The sequence below is a fragment of the Halosimplex halobium genome (genome assembly GCF_051414055.1).
GTDB classification, from domain to species: Archaea; Halobacteriota; Halobacteria; order Halobacteriales; family Haloarculaceae; genus Halosimplex; species Halosimplex halobium.
Genome location: NZ_JBLKNX010000017.1, coordinates 92851 through 109646, shown reverse-complemented (window position 1 = coordinate 109646; position 16796 = coordinate 92851). Strand labels below are relative to the sequence as shown.

21 protein-coding genes and 1 pseudogene are annotated in these 16796 nt (G+C 63.0%); 11 read left to right on the top strand and 11 right to left on the bottom strand.

The window, feature by feature from the left end; all coding sequences use genetic code 11:
- Nucleotides 1-19 precede the first annotated feature (19 nt).
- Nucleotides 20-214, top strand: a pseudogene (locus tag ACMGFG_RS17955) (ATP-binding protein); the annotation flags it as partial.
- 96 nt (nt 215-310) lie between these two features.
- Here ACMGFG_RS17955 and ACMGFG_RS17950 read toward each other — a convergent pair.
- The 8 genes from ACMGFG_RS17950 to ACMGFG_RS17915 all read right to left on the bottom strand — a co-directional run bounded on the left by ACMGFG_RS17950 (nt 311) and on the right by ACMGFG_RS17915 (nt 10030).
- Complete coding sequence (locus ACMGFG_RS17950) at nt 311-1969, bottom strand: ATP-binding protein (RefSeq protein WP_436931694.1); 1659 nt, start codon at nt 1967-1969, stop codon at nt 311-313.
- Nucleotides 1966-2643 (bottom strand): DUF8166 family protein, encoded by a 678-nt coding sequence (locus tag ACMGFG_RS17945; RefSeq protein WP_495849355.1) that lies wholly within the window; start codon nt 2641-2643, stop codon nt 1966-1968. Before ACMGFG_RS17945 ends, ACMGFG_RS17950 begins: the two co-directional genes overlap by 4 nt.
- 37 nt (nt 2644-2680) lie before the next feature.
- The gene (locus ACMGFG_RS17940) at nt 2681-3913 is read right to left on the bottom strand and encodes a DNA double-strand break repair nuclease NurA (RefSeq protein ID WP_436931692.1); all 1233 of its coding nucleotides are present in this window, start codon (nt 3911-3913) and stop codon (nt 2681-2683) included.
- Nucleotides 3913-6636 (bottom strand): AAA family ATPase, encoded by a 2724-nt coding sequence (locus tag ACMGFG_RS17935; protein WP_436931691.1) that lies wholly within the window; start codon nt 6634-6636, stop codon nt 3913-3915. The genes ACMGFG_RS17940 and ACMGFG_RS17935 overlap by 1 nt, the downstream gene beginning before the upstream one ends.
- Nucleotides 6633-8036, bottom strand: coding sequence for a metallophosphoesterase family protein (locus tag ACMGFG_RS17930; RefSeq protein ID WP_436931690.1), 1404 nt, complete (start codon nt 8034-8036; stop codon nt 6633-6635). Before ACMGFG_RS17930 ends, ACMGFG_RS17935 begins: the two co-directional genes overlap by 4 nt.
- A gap of 397 nt (nt 8037-8433) precedes the next feature.
- The gene (locus tag ACMGFG_RS17925) at nt 8434-9480 is read right to left on the bottom strand and encodes a tyrosine-type recombinase/integrase (protein WP_436931689.1); all 1047 of its coding nucleotides are present in this window, start codon (nt 9478-9480) and stop codon (nt 8434-8436) included.
- Nucleotides 9477-9767 (bottom strand): hypothetical protein, encoded by a 291-nt coding sequence (locus ACMGFG_RS17920; RefSeq protein ID WP_436931688.1) that lies wholly within the window; start codon nt 9765-9767, stop codon nt 9477-9479. The genes ACMGFG_RS17925 and ACMGFG_RS17920 overlap by 4 nt, the downstream gene beginning before the upstream one ends.
- Nucleotides 9764-10030, bottom strand: a complete 267-nt coding sequence (locus ACMGFG_RS17915; RefSeq protein WP_135363863.1) for a hypothetical protein — start codon at nt 10028-10030, stop codon at nt 9764-9766. Before ACMGFG_RS17915 ends, ACMGFG_RS17920 begins: the two co-directional genes overlap by 4 nt.
- Nucleotides 10031-10443: 413 nt before the next feature.
- Here ACMGFG_RS17915 and ACMGFG_RS17910 point away from each other — a divergent pair, with 413 nt between their 5' ends.
- Together ACMGFG_RS17910 and ACMGFG_RS17905 are read left to right on the top strand one after the other, a co-directional pair.
- Nucleotides 10444-10692 carry a winged helix-turn-helix domain-containing protein gene (locus tag ACMGFG_RS17910; protein ID WP_436931687.1) on the top strand — a complete coding sequence of 83 codons (249 nt, stop codon included), beginning with the start codon at nt 10444-10446 and terminating at the stop codon, nt 10690-10692.
- 80 nt (nt 10693-10772) lie between these two features.
- Nucleotides 10773-11660, top strand: coding sequence for an HNH endonuclease (locus ACMGFG_RS17905; RefSeq protein ID WP_436931686.1), 888 nt, complete (start codon nt 10773-10775; stop codon nt 11658-11660).
- Nucleotides 11661-11688: 28 nt separating this feature from the next.
- Here ACMGFG_RS17905 and ACMGFG_RS17900 read toward each other — a convergent pair whose 3' ends face one another.
- The 3 genes from ACMGFG_RS17900 to ACMGFG_RS17890 all read right to left on the bottom strand — a co-directional run bounded on the left by ACMGFG_RS17900 (nt 11689) and on the right by ACMGFG_RS17890 (nt 12724).
- Nucleotides 11689-11970 (bottom strand): hypothetical protein, encoded by a 282-nt coding sequence (locus ACMGFG_RS17900; protein WP_436931685.1) that lies wholly within the window; start codon nt 11968-11970, stop codon nt 11689-11691.
- Between the two features lie 65 nt (nt 11971-12035).
- The gene (locus ACMGFG_RS17895) at nt 12036-12293 is read right to left on the bottom strand and encodes a DUF7692 domain-containing protein (RefSeq protein ID WP_436931684.1); all 258 of its coding nucleotides are present in this window, start codon (nt 12291-12293) and stop codon (nt 12036-12038) included.
- 263 nt (nt 12294-12556) lie between these two features.
- Nucleotides 12557-12724, bottom strand: a complete 168-nt coding sequence (locus ACMGFG_RS17890) for a hypothetical protein (RefSeq protein ID WP_436931683.1) — start codon at nt 12722-12724, stop codon at nt 12557-12559.
- Nucleotides 12725-13042: 318 nt separating this feature from the next.
- On the opposite strand from ACMGFG_RS17890, the gene ACMGFG_RS17885 reads away from it, so the two are divergent.
- Genes ACMGFG_RS17885 through ACMGFG_RS17850 form a run of 8 tightly spaced genes read left to right on the top strand, consistent with a single transcriptional unit; the run spans nt 13043 to nt 16723 of the window.
- Nucleotides 13043-13435 carry a hypothetical protein gene (locus ACMGFG_RS17885; RefSeq protein ID WP_436931682.1) on the top strand — a complete coding sequence of 131 codons (393 nt, stop codon included), beginning with the start codon at nt 13043-13045 and terminating at the stop codon, nt 13433-13435.
- Entirely contained in the window at nt 13432-13554 is a 123-nt protein-coding gene (locus tag ACMGFG_RS17880; RefSeq protein WP_436931681.1) for a hypothetical protein, read from the top strand. Before ACMGFG_RS17885 ends, ACMGFG_RS17880 begins: the two co-directional genes overlap by 4 nt.
- Nucleotides 13551-13697: a hypothetical protein gene (locus tag ACMGFG_RS17875; protein ID WP_436931680.1), complete on the top strand. Its 147-nt coding sequence runs from the start codon at nt 13551-13553 to the stop codon at nt 13695-13697. The genes ACMGFG_RS17880 and ACMGFG_RS17875 overlap by 4 nt, the downstream gene beginning before the upstream one ends.
- Before the next feature lie 40 nt (nt 13698-13737).
- Entirely contained in the window at nt 13738-15192 is a 1455-nt protein-coding gene (locus tag ACMGFG_RS17870; RefSeq protein WP_436931679.1) for a hypothetical protein, read from the top strand.
- A gap of 1 nt (nt 15193) precedes the next feature.
- Nucleotides 15194-15649, top strand: coding sequence for a hypothetical protein (locus tag ACMGFG_RS17865; protein WP_436931678.1), 456 nt, complete (start codon nt 15194-15196; stop codon nt 15647-15649).
- Between the two features lies 1 nt (nt 15650).
- Nucleotides 15651-15992 (top strand): hypothetical protein, encoded by a 342-nt coding sequence (locus ACMGFG_RS17860; protein WP_436931677.1) that lies wholly within the window; start codon nt 15651-15653, stop codon nt 15990-15992.
- Complete coding sequence (locus ACMGFG_RS17855) at nt 15979-16437, top strand: hypothetical protein (protein ID WP_436931676.1); 459 nt, start codon at nt 15979-15981, stop codon at nt 16435-16437. The genes ACMGFG_RS17860 and ACMGFG_RS17855 overlap by 14 nt, the downstream gene beginning before the upstream one ends.
- A 1-nt stretch (nt 16438) precedes the next feature.
- Entirely contained in the window at nt 16439-16723 is a 285-nt protein-coding gene (locus tag ACMGFG_RS17850) for a hypothetical protein (protein ID WP_436931675.1), read from the top strand.
- Nucleotides 16724-16796: the final 73 nt, after the last annotated feature.

Here is a 16796-nt window from a genome sequence, read left to right as displayed (position 1 = left end):
CGGAAAGCGGAAGTGGAACTGGACGGGCGAGCCGGTTGGTCCGCCCCTCGTGTCGCAGCTGCGGGAGAAAGCCGAGCGTGTTCGCTGGGGACCGGACACGCGCGACGAGGAATTCGCGTTGTTCTCGAAAAGCGGGTTCGTCGATGGGCTCGCTGACGACGTGGGCGACAATTGGTCGCTGTTCGGTCTGGGTGAGTTGGGAGGAGTTCTGTAGACGTATTCACCTCACCCCCGGACACTAATCAACTCACATAGAGGGTGAACCGATCCAGACTCGAACGAACAGTTCGAGGGGTAGTCGTCAGGCCATTCAGAGCGGCGTGTCATCGACTTCCTCATCGTCGTCGTAGGCCTCGGTAACTCCGCGTTCCTGCTCTTCCCTGTACTCGTCCCAGCTGTCACGCCACTCTTGCGTCGCCTCGAGGCTCTCCGCTCCGTGTCGAGTGTGCCGTTCCCGAATCCGAGCCAGCACGGGCGTGTTCATCGCGTCGCCCGCGATGACTGCCTGCCCGGGCGTTAGCCCCGGGAGTTCATCGAGGACGTCCTCGCCGGCGCTCTCGACGGACTGACGAATCGCCTGTTGGTCGTTCGGGTTCTGAATCTGCATGATGACCTGCGTGCCGCACTGCGACAGTACGTCGGCGTCGAGTTTGGACGGGCGCTGTGAGATGATTCCGACGCCGAATCCGAACTTCCGGCCCTCGGAAAGGATCGTCCGCAGAATGCCGAGGGACCGCGCGTTTCCGTCGGGAGCGAACCGATGGCCTTCTTCCAACAATGTGAACAGCGGGAAGTCGAGTCGGTCGTCGTCACCGCGCATCGCCCGCTCGCGCGCCTCGTAGAGCTTCCGGAGGAGCGCGGCGGCGAGCATCTGCTGGTCCTCTTCCGAGAGCCGGTTCAACTTGAGCACGGTGACCTGTCCCGGAGCGACGAGGTCAGTCAACTCCTCCCTGGCTGCACGCACGAACAGGTCCCGACCGAGCGCCCGCTGGAGGCGCCACTCGAGCGCGCTCGCAGTGTCGCTGTCCTCGCCATCGACGTGGTAGCACTCGGCGACGATATCGTGGACGCTGATGTCGTTGCTCTCTTCCTGGAGGTTCCGCCAGGCGTCGTGGAGCACGTACTTCATCCGGTCGCTCGGACCGTCGAGCAGCGCGAGCAGGTCGCCGTAGTTGAGGTCGGGGATGGCGATGTTGATCTCGTCCGGCTGGATGATGTTGACCTCGGGCGTGTAGTCGCCATCCCTGAACACCGACGCGTGCTCGTCTTTGCGCACGTCCGGGAGCGTGTCGTACTCGCCGTGCGGGTCGAAGACGAGCATCGCCGCCCGCGACTGCGGGCGCATCATCTCCTCGATGACGACGCTCGCCGTGTACGACTTCCCGCTGCCCGTCGAGGCGAGGATGGCGAGGTGTGTCGAGGAGAAGTCGTCGACCGGGAGGAAGACGTTCGCGTCGCCGGCCGGCCGGTTGAGCAGCCACCCGACGTGCGCGAGTCCGCTGTCGCTCTGCCAGTCGGCGTTGGGCAGGACCGCCTCGAGGAACTCGTCGTCCGCGAGGTGAACCCTCGATCCCGGGTCTGGGAGCGACCGGGGGTTCGTGAACGTCTCCAGGTCTTCGTCGAAGTACCCGACGGTCCGGGCGGTCACGCGGTCGATCTCTACGTCGCCGCTTGGCACGCCGAGCGCTCCCGCAATTTCGTCCGGTTCGACTGCCGGATCCGCGAGGAAGTCACCCGGCAGGCCCCGCTCCTGTTCGGTGTTCGTGACGCGAGCGAGGACGTCGCGCTGTTCGCCTTCGACGACGGTGTCGTAGACGACGAACTCTCCCGTCCGAACGTCGATGTCGTTCGGGACGATGAACTGGAACTCGTCAGCCGAGTCGCCGGGCTTCTCGACGGTACCCACCACGGTGTCCGACGCTGCGGCGACGTCCCGGCTGGTGGGCGGCGTGGGTACGTCGCCACTCATCGCACGACCCCCCGATCCGAGTTCGCTTCCCAGCGGACCTTCTGCTCGATGACGTCCAGCATGTCCTCGTCTGCGGGCGTGTCGCTCCGGAGGCGATCGATCAGTGAGAGGGTCACTTCAGCTCCGAAGCGGTCGGCCGTGGAGATGAGCCGGTCGTAGTACTGCACGCGGAGCGAGCCTTCGGGGAAGTGGAACTGCCGGAACCCCTCGGTCGAGAGCGTGGACACCGAATCGTCGATGTCGAGCGTCCACCGCGGCATCTCCTGTTCGACGTCGGCGAGGCTGTATCCGTCACCCTCCGTGTGGGACGAGAGTCGCGCGAACCCGAGGAACGCGACGCCGAGCAGCGTTCGCTTCTCGTCCACGTATCCCGGGACGAACATCTCCTGGTCGGGGTTCGAGAGGCGCGGTCCCTCGCGCCCCTGGTCCGGATCGACGAGCTGGGAGTCGTAGACGACGCCGACGACGGCGTACTCGTTCCCACGAACTGTGGTCGTGCTGTACACCGGCTGACCGAACTCGTAGTCCTGCTTCTCCGGCGGTCGCTCGCGCTCCCGTTCCCGGTACACCTCGACGACGTAGTCCATTTGGGAGTGCGACTCCGCGACTGTGCCGAGCGTGAGATCGCTCTCCGTGAGTGCCGGTTCCTCTGAGGAAGACTCGTTCTGTGTCATAGTGATGGGTTTCGGGTGAAGCGGTCGGATCGACTGTTCATCGGCGGCGGCGCTCCTTGCTCAGGTTCTTGGCGTTCCACTCGATCGGCAGGCCCTCCTCCTCGGCGAAGTTCTGGACGAGGGCGAGGAATCGCCGTTTCGCGTCGGCGTCGAGCACGGCGTTCGCGTCCGCCTGCTGGACGATCTCCGGATAGCCGCGGCCGATGCCGGCCTCCGCGCGGACGACGTCGAACACGTACTCGACGATGCCGTCGCGGAGCACCCATCCCGGGAACTCGAGGTAGTCCATCGCGTCCCCGTCGGGGATGTCGAGGTACCCGAACAGCACGTCGGTGGCGAACTCGTACTCCTCGCCACGATACCTGCACTCCATAGCGTCGATCGTCCCGTCCTGCCGGTGGACGAAGGCCTGCGAGCGGTCGCCCCAGTTCTCGGTGAACCCTTCCAGGATGCGGGAGTCCGCGACGAACTGTTCGTCTCCCAGCCGGTCGCGGTACGTTCGGCGGAGCAGTTTCGCTACGTTCGTCCGACTGCTGCCGGCGGAGTAGCCGACGACCGGAACGCCGTGGTGCTCGCTCGCGGCCAGCACCCGGGACATCGTCCGCCGGTAGTAGCTGTCCCGAACTTCCGGCGAGTACGTGTTGGCGAAGGTGGGCACGAGCGGCCCGTCGTAGATGACGACCGGCGGCGGGTCGAGGTCGGCGAACGCCTCGATGCAGTCGATGACCGTCTCCCCCTCGTCGCGGTAGCGTTCGTGCCCGGGTGCCCGCCCGTCGGTGTATCTGATGCCGTCTTCCTCGTCCGATTCCTGAGTAACCGCTTCCGGGCCGAGGATGCGGGCGTCGAGTCCCTCCTCGTAGTCGCCGTTCTCGTGGTGGTGGTTCGCGTTCCAGGCGACCTGCACCAGCCCGAGCGGAACCGTGAACTCGTCCGCCGGCCCGAGTTCCGACCCGTCGGCGGCGATGGTCGTCACGCCCTCCAGCACGTCCTTCGCGTACTCGTTCACCGCCTCGTGGTTGTCCCACGCGGCGGACTCGTCGAACCCGACGACCGGCGAGTCGTTCTCGTCCCACTCGTCGGTCGGCAGGGCGCCCGGATACCGATCCGGCCCGAGTTCCGCCCGGAGCGGGGTCGCGTTGTGCTCCTCGAGCGCGTCGCGTAACGCTTCACGATATCGCTCGACCGTCTCTTCCTCGTCCTCGGCGAATTCCCGGATTTCCCCAGCATGGTCGCGGAGGTCGTCGAGGACCGCTTCGGGATGGAACGGCATTACTCCGACACCACCCGGGTCACCTCACGGTCCTCGTCCTTCTCGAGTTCGATCGTCCGCTCGGTCATCGACTCGAACGTCCGGTCGTGACTGACGACGAGGAGCTGGTTGAGCTGGTCGAGGTCGTCCAGCTGGTTCACGAGGTTCTGCTTTTTCTGCTGGTCGAGGTTCGCGGTGGGCTCGTCGAGGAACGCCACGCCGACGGACGCCAGCTGTTCGAGGATTGCGAGCCGGACGGACAGCGCGGCGGCCATCTTCTCGCCACCCGAGAGCGTGTCGAAGGGCTTGTTCTGCCCGCGGACGCGAACGCGCAGGTTGTACGTCTTGTCCCAGACGAGCGTCTCCGTCGGGTTGCCGCGGAGCTGCTGGAAGATGGCGTTCGCGCGGTCGCCGATCTCGCTGGTGATGAGGTCGCGCAGGTCTTCGGCACCCTGCTGGAGGCTGTTGCGCGCCCACCGAGCGAACTCCTGGTCGCGCTCTAACTCGGTGACTTCGTCTTCGAGGCCCTGCTTGCGCTCCTGCTTCTCTTCGAGTTCCGCGAGTTCGTCTCGAGCCTCTTCGAGGTCTTCCTGCGCGTCGTCGAGTTTCTGCTCGGTCTTGGCGTGTTGCGTGTTCAGTTCCCCGAGCTCTTCCTGGACCTCGTTGAGTCGTTCGGCGTCGAACTCCTCCTGAAGCGACTCGACGCGATCCTCGACGTCGTCGCGTTCCGATTTCAGTTCCTTGAGTTCCTCCTGTTCGTCTTCAACTTCCTGCCGGCGGTCGGGGAGCTTCGCCGCTTCGTCCTCGTTCTTGACGTACTTCGTGTGAGCGTCCGCCGTCTCGTCGATGACCTCTTTAACGCGGTCGATCTCGTCGTCGAGTCCCTCGTACTCCGCTAAGTCGTCCCGGAGTTCGCGGTACTCGACGCGTTTCTCACCCAGCTCGTCCCGAGTGTCGCGGAGCTTCTCCGGGACGTCGTCGGCGCTTTCGACCGTGGCCTTCGCCGTGTGGTAGTCATCGACGACGCCTTCGAGGTCGTCCAGGTCGTCTCGCTTTTCCGGCAGTGCTGCGACTTCGTCCTCGAGTTCGTCTCGCTCGTCTCGGAGCTCCTGTTTCTCCTCGCGGAGGTCATCGATCTCCCCTTCGACACGTTCGAGTTTGTCTTCCAACCGCGGGATTTCATCGACTGCTTCCTTAGCGTCCTGTGCCGACTCGATTTCCTCTTCAATCTGTTCGATATCTCCCTCTACCTCGGGGAGCTCGTCCTCGGTGATTTCCTCGATCCGGCCCTCGTTTCGCTCGATGACCTTCTCGCGGTGGTCGGGCGTGACCGGCCGGTCACACGTCGGACAGGACACTTCCGACTCCTCGTCCAGGTCGAGCTCGCGGAGTTCCTGATTCTGGTCGCGGAGATTATCCCTCTCGTTCTCCAGCCGCTGCTCTCGAGCGATGAGGTCTTGCCGCTCCTCCTGGAGGTCAGAAAGCCGCTCGGCTTCCTCGCGGTTCGCCTCGGCGTCATCTATCTCCGCTTCGATCTCGTCGGCTTCCGCTTCCAGTTCCTCTATCTCGTCGTCTATTTCTTCTAGCCGCTCGTCTATCTCCTCGATGCGGTCCTCGTCGTCTTCGAGGTCGCTGATCTGTTCCTCGAGTGATTCGTACCGGTCTTTCTTGGGTTCCAGTTCCTCGACCGTCTCCCGTGCCTCTCGTACCTCTCGTAAGTCCTGCTTGTGGCGACTGATCCGGTCTTTCAGACGGTCGATCTGACCCCCGAGGTCGGAAAGATCGTCTTCCAGCTGGTCACGCTCGTCGCGTTTTTCCTCGAGATCGCCGAGTCGGTCCTGCGCGTTCTCGTGGCGCTGGTAGTCGTCCTCGATATCCTCGATAATCTCCTTCGCTTCTTTCGCCTCCTCACGCCGTTCCTTCGCCTTTTCGAGAGCATCCCGCTGCGCGGGAATCTTCGTCTCTTCGAGAGACTCCAGTTCCTGCCTGGCTTCCCGGAGGTTGTCCTCGAGTTCCTCCAACTCTTCTTCCTCCTCCTCGAGTTCTTGAATCTCCTCGTCGAGCGACTGGAGTTTCTGCTCCAGTTCTTCCACGGCCTCCTCGTGTTCCTCTACTTCGTCCTTGACCTCGGGAAGATCCTCGAGCTTGGCTTCGAGTCGCGTAATCTCCTCTTCGAGTTCATCGATGTCGCCCTCGAACTCCTCCTCCAGCCCGCCGAGTGACTTGTAGGCTTCCCGGTATCGTTCGATGTCGAACAGCGGGTCGAACGTGTCGATTCGCTCGGTCTCTGTCTTGGTGAAGTCCGAGAGGAAATCCGTCTGCGGAACGCCAACGCTCCGTTCCCATGCTTCGGACAGGTCGTCGGGGTTGTCGATACCGAGTTGGTTGCAGATCCAGTCTTTGACCTCGCTGTTCGTGTCCAACCCGAGGTTATCGCCGTTCTCGTCCAAGACGTCGTACTTCGACCGTCCCGCCCAGCGGCGAACGGTGTACGTCTCTCCCGTCGCTCGGTTCGTGAACGTAACCTCGACGTGTCCGGAACTCTCGCCGTCGCGGACTAACCGATCCTGATTTCGGAAGGGGTGGGTATCGAAGAGCGCGTACCCGACCCCCTCCTGAATAGTGCTCTTTCCAGATCCGTTGTCGCCGAGGATGGCCGTCACGCCGTTCCCCAGGTCGATCGTCGTCTCGTCGCCGTAGCTCTTGAAGCTCTCCAGCGTGACCTGATCGATGACGATACTCATTCGGAACTCACCTCGTTCGTCGCGTCGTCCGTGTTCTCCGCGTCGGACGCCTCTCCGGGTCCCTCCGGGAAGAGTTCACGACGCCGCTCCCGGAGGTAGTCCGCGACCTCCGCGACGCCCTGTCCGTCCTCGTTGACCAGCCCCTCGACGTGATCCAGCGTTTCCGCGACCTCTTCCGCTTCCGCGCTGTACCTGGATTCGCCGGCGATCGTCGTGAACACCCGCTCCTGGAGAGCGTCGGTGTTGACGGTCCCGTCCGGGTTGAACGCCTCGCCGCGCTCGAGGTCGCCGAGCAGGTCCTGAACAGCCTTCCGTTCGGTGTGGTTCGTCGGTTGGACGTACAGCGCGTCCAGTTTGTCTTCGGCGAGGTCAGTGAGCGTCTCGACGTCGAACGTGGTGTGGTCGAGCAGGAGCGTCCCCTCGAAGCGGACGTTGATGACCGGGTCCCGCCGGTTCCCTCGGCCGTCGCGGTGGACATCGCGCTGACAGACGTCTTCGACGTCCGGCCGCGCGTTCTCCAGTTCCGTTTCGAAGTCGGCGCGAAGATCCTCGAACGTGCGGTACCCGGACACGTCGAAGTTCAGCGTGTGGTACGGGCGGCGCTTCGAAAGCTGATGTTCGGCGGTGTCGGCGATGGTGTCGTAGACGTAGTAGCCGTGGCTGTCGTCCCACCGTCCCTCCTGGATATCGAACGCTTCCAGGCTGCCGGGGTTCCGGGCCACCGTCCCGCTCTCGAACTGCTTGTGGATGTGGCCGAGGGCGAGGTAATCGACGAAGCCTTCGAGATCGGTGAGGGCCGCACGCGCCACGTTTGCTCCCAGGTCAGGGACTGCGTCGTCAACGCCGAAGTGAGCGAGGAGAATCGTCGTGTCCGGTTCCCCCTCGCTCTGGTTCACGGCTTCGATGCCCTCCGCGACGTTCGGGAGGTCGCGCTCGATGTACGCGCCCCGGTACTGGAGGCCGAAGCAACGGACGACCTCGTCGTCGCCTTCGAGGTCCACGTAGCCGCCTCCTCCCTGCCGCGGATCGGTGACGTCCGTCGGCGCAAAGGTTGCCCGGTCGCCCGATAGCTCCGCCGATAGAAGCGTTATCAGCCCCTTGTCGTTCAGGTACTCCAGCCACGTCAGATCCCGCCGACGGCTCATGTTCTCGTCGTGATTGCCGGGCGAGACGACGACGGGCTGCTCGACGTCCTCGAGTAACGCTTCGGTCTGCTGGAGCGTCTGCGGGCGGATGTCTCTGGAGTCGAAGAGGTCGCCCGGTATCAGAATCGCGTCCGTGCCTCGCTCGCGCGCCTGCGACAGGAAGTGCTGGAACGACAGGCGAGCGTCCGTTTCCCGTTGTTTGAGGCCGTACTGGCGGTGACCGAGATGGATGTCGGCGGCGTGGGCAATACGCATGATGTTAGAAACCTCCTGTGGGGAACCCTCCGAATTCCGGTAACAAACCTGCAACCGGCTGGGTCTTTCTCTGCATAGTATTCGACAGTCATGTCGTCTCCCACGGCAATGTTAAATGTGCCCACGCCGGGGTGAAAGTGGTCCATCGGTCGGATTGATGTGGCGACCCCGATGACTCCAGACCAGTACCCTCGCTCGCTGTCATCTAAATCTTAGCGAACCGCACGACGTCGGTGACCCCCATCACGGAACGTGATGAAATCAAATCGGCAAAACGGGCGGTGATTTAAATACGTCGTACTGCCGTCTTCCAAATGTTGCCCGTTACGCAAAATGATGGGCGCTGCAGGCCCTCGGAACCCCAATATTCGGTACTTTCGTGGATTCAGGTTGGGTGTTACTCATCGTCGATGAACTCCCATCGGCGGTCTGCCTTCTCGCGCTCGTTCGCTCGGTCGTAGTGCTTGTCGAGGATCTCTTCCGAACAGTCGAGACGGTCCGCGACCACCCCGCGCGGCACGCCGTCGTTCCGGTACTTCGTCACCCGCCCCTTCCGCACGTCGTGGGTCGAGCGGGCGGACGGGCAGGAACTCATCCCGGTGTGACGGGCGTACTCGCAGGTATCCGGGTCCTCGTCGTGCGGACACTCCTCGCCGATCTTGCACGGCCGGGTCCAGCGGTAGAACGCGTTCCGGATACACGTCGCCGACAGACGGCCGGCCTCCGTCGTCACGAGCGGCGTCCGGCCGTGTTCGTCGGTCGCTTCCACACGCGGCCCATCGATGTAATCCTGTAGGACTCGCGCGACTCGCTGGCTGATACGGTTGTACCGCTCCCCCTGGTCGTCGTTCTTGAGCGGGGTTCCGGTCTCTGGCCGGTGTCGGTACCGCAGCCCGGGCTCGTCGCTATCGAGTTCTACGTCGCCCAGGTCGAGCGCGCGGACCGCGCCGAGCCGGGCGCCGGTGTGCCACACCAGGACCCAGATGACGTGATCGCGACTCGCGTACTCGTAACTGCTCAGGTAGTCGAGAATCGGCGGGATCCGCTCCGGCGGGAGCCACGAGTCCGACACCTGTTCGTTCCGGCTCAGGGTCGGTAGCTGGACCTTCTCGTACAGGTCCTGAGGGACGGCCTCGATTGACGCGCAGGTCCGCAGGAACGACCGTATCGTCGTCAGGGCCGTGTGGACGGTCCGGGCCGCCAACTCGTCTTCGCCGCGGGAGTAGCCACCGTTACGACGCCACCGCCGGAACTCGTAGATGTCCCGGCCAGTCACCTCGTCCATCGAGTCGATACCACCCTCTTCGCGGCACCACTCCACCCACGCCCGGAGGTGGCTCCGGTGGCCCTTCTCCGTCCAGTCCGCGGCCGTATCCTCCAGGCTATCCAGATGAAGCTCGACCGCCTCTTTGGGCGGGATAGAGACGAGATCGTCGTCGCTCATCGTCGCACCCCCAGGGCTTCGAGCGCGTCCCGCAGCATCTCCTCATCGGCGCCGTTGGCTGCGTGGACCAACTGGCGGACGAGACGCTCGTTTTTCGGACTCTTCGGCGGGTCCGGCCAGGGGACACCCCGAACCTCCACCCACAGGTCATACATCGCTCGTTCATCGAGGACGATCTCGACGCGCTCATCTTCGCAGGTGACCGCCAGAACCCACTCGTCCAGATTCCGAGTCGGTCCGTAGCTCACCGATGGACGCTCGTCGGAGACGACGAACTCGCGCGTCACGCCGATCCCTCCCGATAGTCGAGATCACGGTCATAGGGTCCGGCAGGCGTCAGCAGTCGCACCTCGTCGCGACGGAGTAGGTCGTCGTTCCGCTTGTCGCGCAGCTCGTCGAAGACGCCGTCGACGCCCTCGGCGCTGGCGCACTTCGAACACCAGAAGTGGTGGTTCGTGGGTTCCCAGGAACGGTGCCCACGAGGACAAGTGAACCGCCACCGGTCGTGGCGGTCTTCGATCTGGACGACTTCCTTCTCGTTCTCCGACATAGCCGGGCGTGACTGAATGTCGGGGACGTAAAAGGGGTAATCCAGACGCGCGTAGTGAAAGTGAAAGTAAAGCGATTCAGCCCCCGTCCCGGCAAAATCGCGGATTTCGCCGGTGAAAGTAAAACGGGGTAGCGGGCTGTTCGTCGTGCCACCTGACTTACGGCGGCGTGCATCTCTCGTTGTCATGTGTTCGCTCGCGAGAGCGACACCCCGGCCGACGGGTAGGGTCGTCGGCCACCGACTCTTTCTCGCGGGAGCAACGTCCCGCCAGCCCGGTGTGACGCTCTTGGCTCGACTGTTGGACCCACCTCACTTAAAATTACTCAACGGATCCGTTATCTATCAAGAACGGATATGCTATCTACCGACAACGTATCAAAAACCGTTAACCAGAGTGAATCGATTCGCGGACCATGCGTCCGCGGGTGGACTGGATGAACCAAACCGACGACCGGATTCTCGAACTCTTAGAGGAATCCGGGTTAGAACTCTCACCCGTTGTAATTTCGAGAAACCTCGATTACTCACGTTCGTGGGTGTCTCAACGGCTTACAAAGCTATCAGAAGCCGATCTCGTGACGGTAGCTGACGGTAGTTACTACTCAATCACAGACAAGGGCCGGAACTATCTTGACGGAGAGCTGGACGCAGACGAGATCTGACGCGTAATTCTATACGGACTGGTATCTATCCTAGAGAATCAAGTAGCGTCTGCCACGTTTGTGAATGAGGACTAATCTGTATGTCCGATACCAAGGGATCACAAGGCAGCGATGACGGAGATCGGTCTTATCGATTTTCTGTAGGCCAACGGGTTTATGACCGGGATAAAGAGGGCCAGACGAGTATGGTTATAGTGAGTCAACCAGGGGAGACAGCGAAAAACTGGGATATTCCAGGTACTGGTCAAACTGTTGCTGACTTCAACGAAGGATACGATCCGGAAGCCCTTGTTTGCGAAGTCGCATTTGAGCAAAATCTGAGTGATACGCTTTCAGAATGGGAATCGATGGGTCCCGAAGATCTCCGAAATGCCGTCAAGGATGCCTCAGTTAAGACTTACACCTATCCTGAGTCGCGTCTATTCCGGGAAACAGCGACACTACCGGACAATATTCAAACGTACCACGAACTGATTTGCTATCAAAATGCTCGACTTATCCAGTTGGCAGCTGGTGTCTCTCATGCTGGCTTTCTCTGGAAGCGGTACAATCAACTCAAAGACGGCGAGTATGAGATGGCTTCAATCACGAAGGAAGACAAATACCAACTCAAGGAAGATTTCGGAGTTTGCATCTACTGTAAAGAAGAGACGGAAACAACCTTTGACCACGTAATCCCGATCTCCGAAGGCGGTGACGATTCTATCAGTAATCAGGTTCCGGCATGTCAGGCCTGTAATTCCTCAAAGTCGAATCGGGATGTTATCGAGTGGTGCAAGGAAAGGGGTGAGCCTGTTCCTCGGATCGTCTGGGGGAAGTATCTGAAACAGTATCGAGAGCAACTTCAGGAAGACGATAAACTGCACAAGGAAATCCCGACTGACGAGAGAGAGAAGTGGGACGGAGTGGAACTTCAGCGAAATATCACCGAGCGAATCCACAAACGGGAAACTGACGGTCGTCGATAGATCTTTCTCGTTGATTCAATAGAAATCCCTAATCTTCCCGCATTCGCCACAGTTCCGCTTTTATTTCGAAACTTACCGCCAACCCGAGAGTGAATATTCCCCCAAGCACGGCCCCACCAGCCGTGAGAAGCCCTGCTTTCGCGGACTGTGCTTCCTCACGGAATACCGCTTGCCCAACTGGACCTGTTGCCTGAATCTGTTCAATAGTCAACCATGCGTCGATACCCCGGACTAATCCGAACCCAAATAGTACAATTGTGAGTAGCGCAGTGATTCCAGAGCCTATGTTGTTTTTCGTCGACTCTTCCATAATCCCCGGCGAATTTCTAATCTCATAAAACCACTTCATAACCGGCCGAATTCAAGTAAGTCCGCTCACTCTCTCTGGACCCCTATTGTTTCCTTAATAACTGGTTCGTACGTGCCGGGAATCGTCAGCGTGTCCGCAATCTCCCGTTTCTGCGCGACCGTCAGGTCGTCGCGAGCGAGCACAGTTCGGATTCCCTCGTCGATTCGCCGGGCGAAGTCGGCCGACTGCATGAGCGCGGTAGTCTTGTTGCACCCCCAGAACTCGGCGGCCTGCTCAATGGTGTCAGTCCGGTGCGCGTGCTTGCCGTCTTCGCGGATTCGCATACCGACCGCTCGTGAACACGAGGCCAAAAAGCAGGTCTGAGCGAGTAACTGGAACCCCGATCACTAATAAAGCCCATACTGGCCCACAGCCCACAGCGTTCGGAGCTGGGGTTCGGAGCCCTCCCCGGGCACCGAATATGCACACGGCGCGATCTCCCTCGTGTGCATATCGCGTCGAACGTTTCTCTCGACGCGCAACCGGAGGCGGTCGCGGCCAAACACGGTCGCAGCGGGTTCGCGGGGGAGAAGTGATCCCGGCATGGTCAGACGCGGAACGTGATCGTCCCGTCGTCCCAGTCGATGCCGTCGATCTTCAATTCGTCACCCTTCTCGATCCCGAACTCGTTGACGAACCCGGCGGGAAGACTCGTACCGAGCGTTCCGGGGCCCTGTTCCGTGACGGTACGGGAGTACTGCTTTTGACCCGACATGTGGTTACCGCTCGTTTGCCACTTATCAAAAGCATTCCCGGTGGGTGAACCCGTCTCTATCTATTCTCTCCCTATCGTCTACCGATTCTCTGTGTAGAGGTTCCCCTATTATCTCGCTATCCTCGCGGCCAATTTGGAGGGTGTGAGCCATATGATGGATGTTCCGGCGGCTTCCGCCGGGGTACCCCTACCCGCATCCGGTGGGGGTGGTAAAAAGATGGATTCGGACACTCAACACGGCGAAAACGAGGCGAATAGCGAAAACACAGAGGAACGACCGACGTGGCGCGACTGGCGCAACGTCGACGGGGGCGCGGCGTGACCCGCGACGGCGAGGTCGCGGTTCGACAGCACGGTCAGGAGACGGCTGTCGCGACGCCTGGCCTGGGCGAGACGGTTCTCGTGGACGCCGACGGCGACGAGCCGACGGTCCACGTGCCGACCGGCGTCGCCGTCGAGTACCACGACGGCGCTGGCGACGAGCTCAAGACCGACGGCGGCCGCCTGGCCGACCGGACAGAGGTCGCCGCCGAGGGCTTCGGCCTCGAGGCGGACGAGACCCGCCGGCTGGCGTACATCTCGGCGGTGCTGTTCGTCGCGACCGGCTGGACGGCCAGCTCGGGCAACGCGGTTATGACCGGACTGGTCGGGCTGGCGGCCGTCGTGATCGGCGGGCTGGCCTGCCTGGCGCTACGGAGTGGTCCGGCGTGACCAGCGACGACAGCGGCCGGCTCGACACGATCATCGAGGGCATCGAGGAACACGGCAGCGGGTCCATCCGTGACGACGTGCTCCTGGACGTTCTCCGCGAGCAACGGAGGGAGCCGTGACCGACGGCGAGCCGCGGGGGCTCGCCTGTTCCGACGCGTTTCTCGAGTACCTCGAATCGTTCCGCGAAGCGTACCCGAAACTCGGTGTACAGGCACCTGAACAGTGGCAGACCAACGGAATCCATGATTTCAGCACAACTTAGACGGAGAGGTATCGCAGCGCTCGCCGTATTCGCGGCCATCATGGTCGCGACGGCGACACCAGCCGCAGCGGCGTCGCCGGGGCTCAACTTCTCGAGCGACAAGACGCCCAACCCGACGATCGTGGAAGACGAGCTGACCGTCCACGAGCACGACCGGGCGATGATGGACGACCCGCTCGAGTACTACAACGACGCGGGCGAGGTGACGACACTCAACGCGTCGGTGAACTCCTCGCAGACGACGCCGGTCGGCCTCCGGTTCGACAAGGTCGACGCCGAGGCGTTCGCTCAGTTCCCGCGCGTCGACAACGAGGGCGACAACGACGCGACGTGGACCAAGGCGAGCGACTGGACCACGTCGTCGGGCGCCAGCTCGTCGGTGTCGGTGGCCGAGGCTGACGCCGACGGCGTCGAGAAGGTCAACGTCGACGCGTCGGTTGCCAGCGGCGAGACGGCGACCGCGACGTTCGGCGCCAACGTCTCGCTCGACTCGGATCCGAACAAGCGCGTGCTCACCTTCGGTGGGAACGTCAACGAGCTGGCGAGCGGCGCGACCGTCGAGGTGCGCGTCGTCGACGGCGACGGTGACTACCGCTACGCGGAGATCAGCTCGTCGGTGGCCGCATCCGACGAGACGCACATCGCCAACGGCACCGGCAACGGGTTCGTCTTCCAGGAGCGGATCAGCAACCTGCCGCTCGCCGGGAGTGGCGACGGGGCTCTCGACTCGATCCAAGAGATCGACGTGGTCGCCAGCGAGGCGAACGCCGACGTGACCGTCTCCTGGCTCGACGCCGACCGCAAGGGCGAGGTCGACCTTGCGGAGATCGAGCGCGACACGGACGGCGACAGCGAGCTCGAGACGACGACGGTCACCAACATCTGGCAGTCCGGTCCGACCAACATCACCGGGCTGTCGACGCTGGGCGACACCTTCGACGAGGCGTCGATCGCCGACCTGCACGTCTACGACGTGCGCTACGCCCTCGAGGACGTGACCGACGAAAGCGAGTACTCGGTCAACTTCTCGAGTGCGGACGCCTACTCGTATCCCGAGAAGCTGGAGCTCTACGCGGACCTCCAGGTGCCGACGGCGATCGACCTGAGCCACGGCGACCTCACGCTGGAGTTCGACCAGGGTCTCATCAACGAGCGCTACGCGGTGCTCGAGGTCGGCAGCGGCGTCGACTCGTCGACGGACTTCGGCAACACGTCGGACTCGGCCATGACCGGCATGACGAGCGCGCTGTCCGGCCAGGACACGACCGCGGAGCTGGTCTCGTCGGCGACCGCCGACACGAACTACCGCATCCACGCGGTGATCCTCCTCCAGACTGAGGAGGTCGACACGATCATGTCGACTGCCGGCGCGGTCGGTCCGACCGGCGGCGGTGGCGGTGGATTCCTGGGCGGCTTCTGGGGTCAGCTCACGGCTGTCGTCGGAACGGTCCTCGGCGGAGCATGGATCTCCCGGTACTTCGGCGGAGGGAGCTAACATGTCCGCGGCCGGTGGCCCACGCGTTCGCCGGCTGTTCGACCGGGCGGCGGAGGCCGGCGACCTGCGGACGGTGATCTTCCGCGGCATCGGCGCCGTGCTGTTCGCCGCCGGGAGTGCCGTCGCCTCGGGCGTGCTGACGGTCGCCGACCTGATCATCATCCCGCTGTCGGCGCTGGCGAACGCGGGCGGCGCGTTCGTCGAGGCGACCTTCGGCGGCGCCGCTCAGATCATCAACTTCGGCGCGATCGCGACAGCGCTGTCACTCGGCCCGGGCGGGATGTTCAACCTCGGGCCGCTGTCGTTCGCGGCCGCGATCGGTTCGGTGCTGCTGGCGCTGTACCTGGTCGTGGCGTATCTGAGCGAGGACCCGACGGGTAACTTCGTCCCAGGTATCCCGTTCGACATCCCTTCGCCGGGGTTCGCGGGGCCGGAGGAAGACGACGAGGACGGCTAAGATGGTCGATCCCAGCGAGTACGTCGACGGCGTGCGGATCCGCTGGAGGCGCGTAGCGACGACGCTGCTTGGTGCGACTCTCCTCGCGTACTTCCAGGGCGCCGTCGCGACGTTGCTCTCGGCGGTGAACATTCCGCTCCGGCTGCTGGGCGGGCTCGGGGAGTTCCTGGGCCAGCTCGTCGCACTCGTCGCCGGCTTCCCGGCGGTCGTGATCCGCAGCGGCTGGGCCGGCGCCGCCGAGTTTGTGCTCGAGGCTGGGATCGCCGGCTACGTGTTCGCGATCGGGCTCGTGCTGCTGACACTATACCTCGCAACGCGGGTGATCCAGAGTGCCACCAACTGACGGCGACGGTGGGACGATCATCGGGATCCCGACGGCGTGGCTCGCACCGCTCCGCGAGCTGGTGGCGCTCTACCGCGAGTACGGGTCGCTCCCGCGGGCGGTGTTCTCGCTGATCGCGACGTACCTCGTCTCGTCGGTGTTCGGCTTCGGCAGCTGGATCGTCGCCTCGGTGCTGTCGGTGTTCGACATGGTGACGCTGGCGCTCGCGTGGGTCCAGGTCCAGCTGTCGAGCGCGTTCGCGTTCGTCGGCATCGACATCCTCGGAGCCCTGCGGTGGGTCCAGCTGGAGCTGGCCGCCGGCGCTCAGGCGGCCGGACCGCTGGCGCCGCTGGTGACGATCGCTATCGGCTCGATCGCGCTCGCGGTGACGTATCGCGCGCTGATAGCGCTGGTGGGCGAGCTGCCTGGCGGCAGTTCGCTCGTCGATTTCCTGGGGCTGAGATGATATGCAGGTGATCGAGAGACTCAAACACCCGTTGACCGGGCTCGCAGTGGTCGTGAGCGCTCTGGGACAGCTGAGTTTCGGCGCGTTCGAACCCGCGTGGGCGCTCATCTCGGCGACGGCGACCTACTGGTTCCCGGCGCTGGCGACCAGCGGCGCGACGCTCCTGCCAGAGCTCGGCTTCCCGAACCTCGGGACCAACCTGCTGCTGGCTTCGGGGCTGGTCTACGTCGGGGTACAGCTCGACAAACTGATCGACAAGATCCAAGACTGGAGAGAAGACAGATGAGACGGACTGATACGGCGGAAACGGCGCACAGACAGCCCTCGGAGCGAGGGCGCAACACCCTACCCGCATGCGG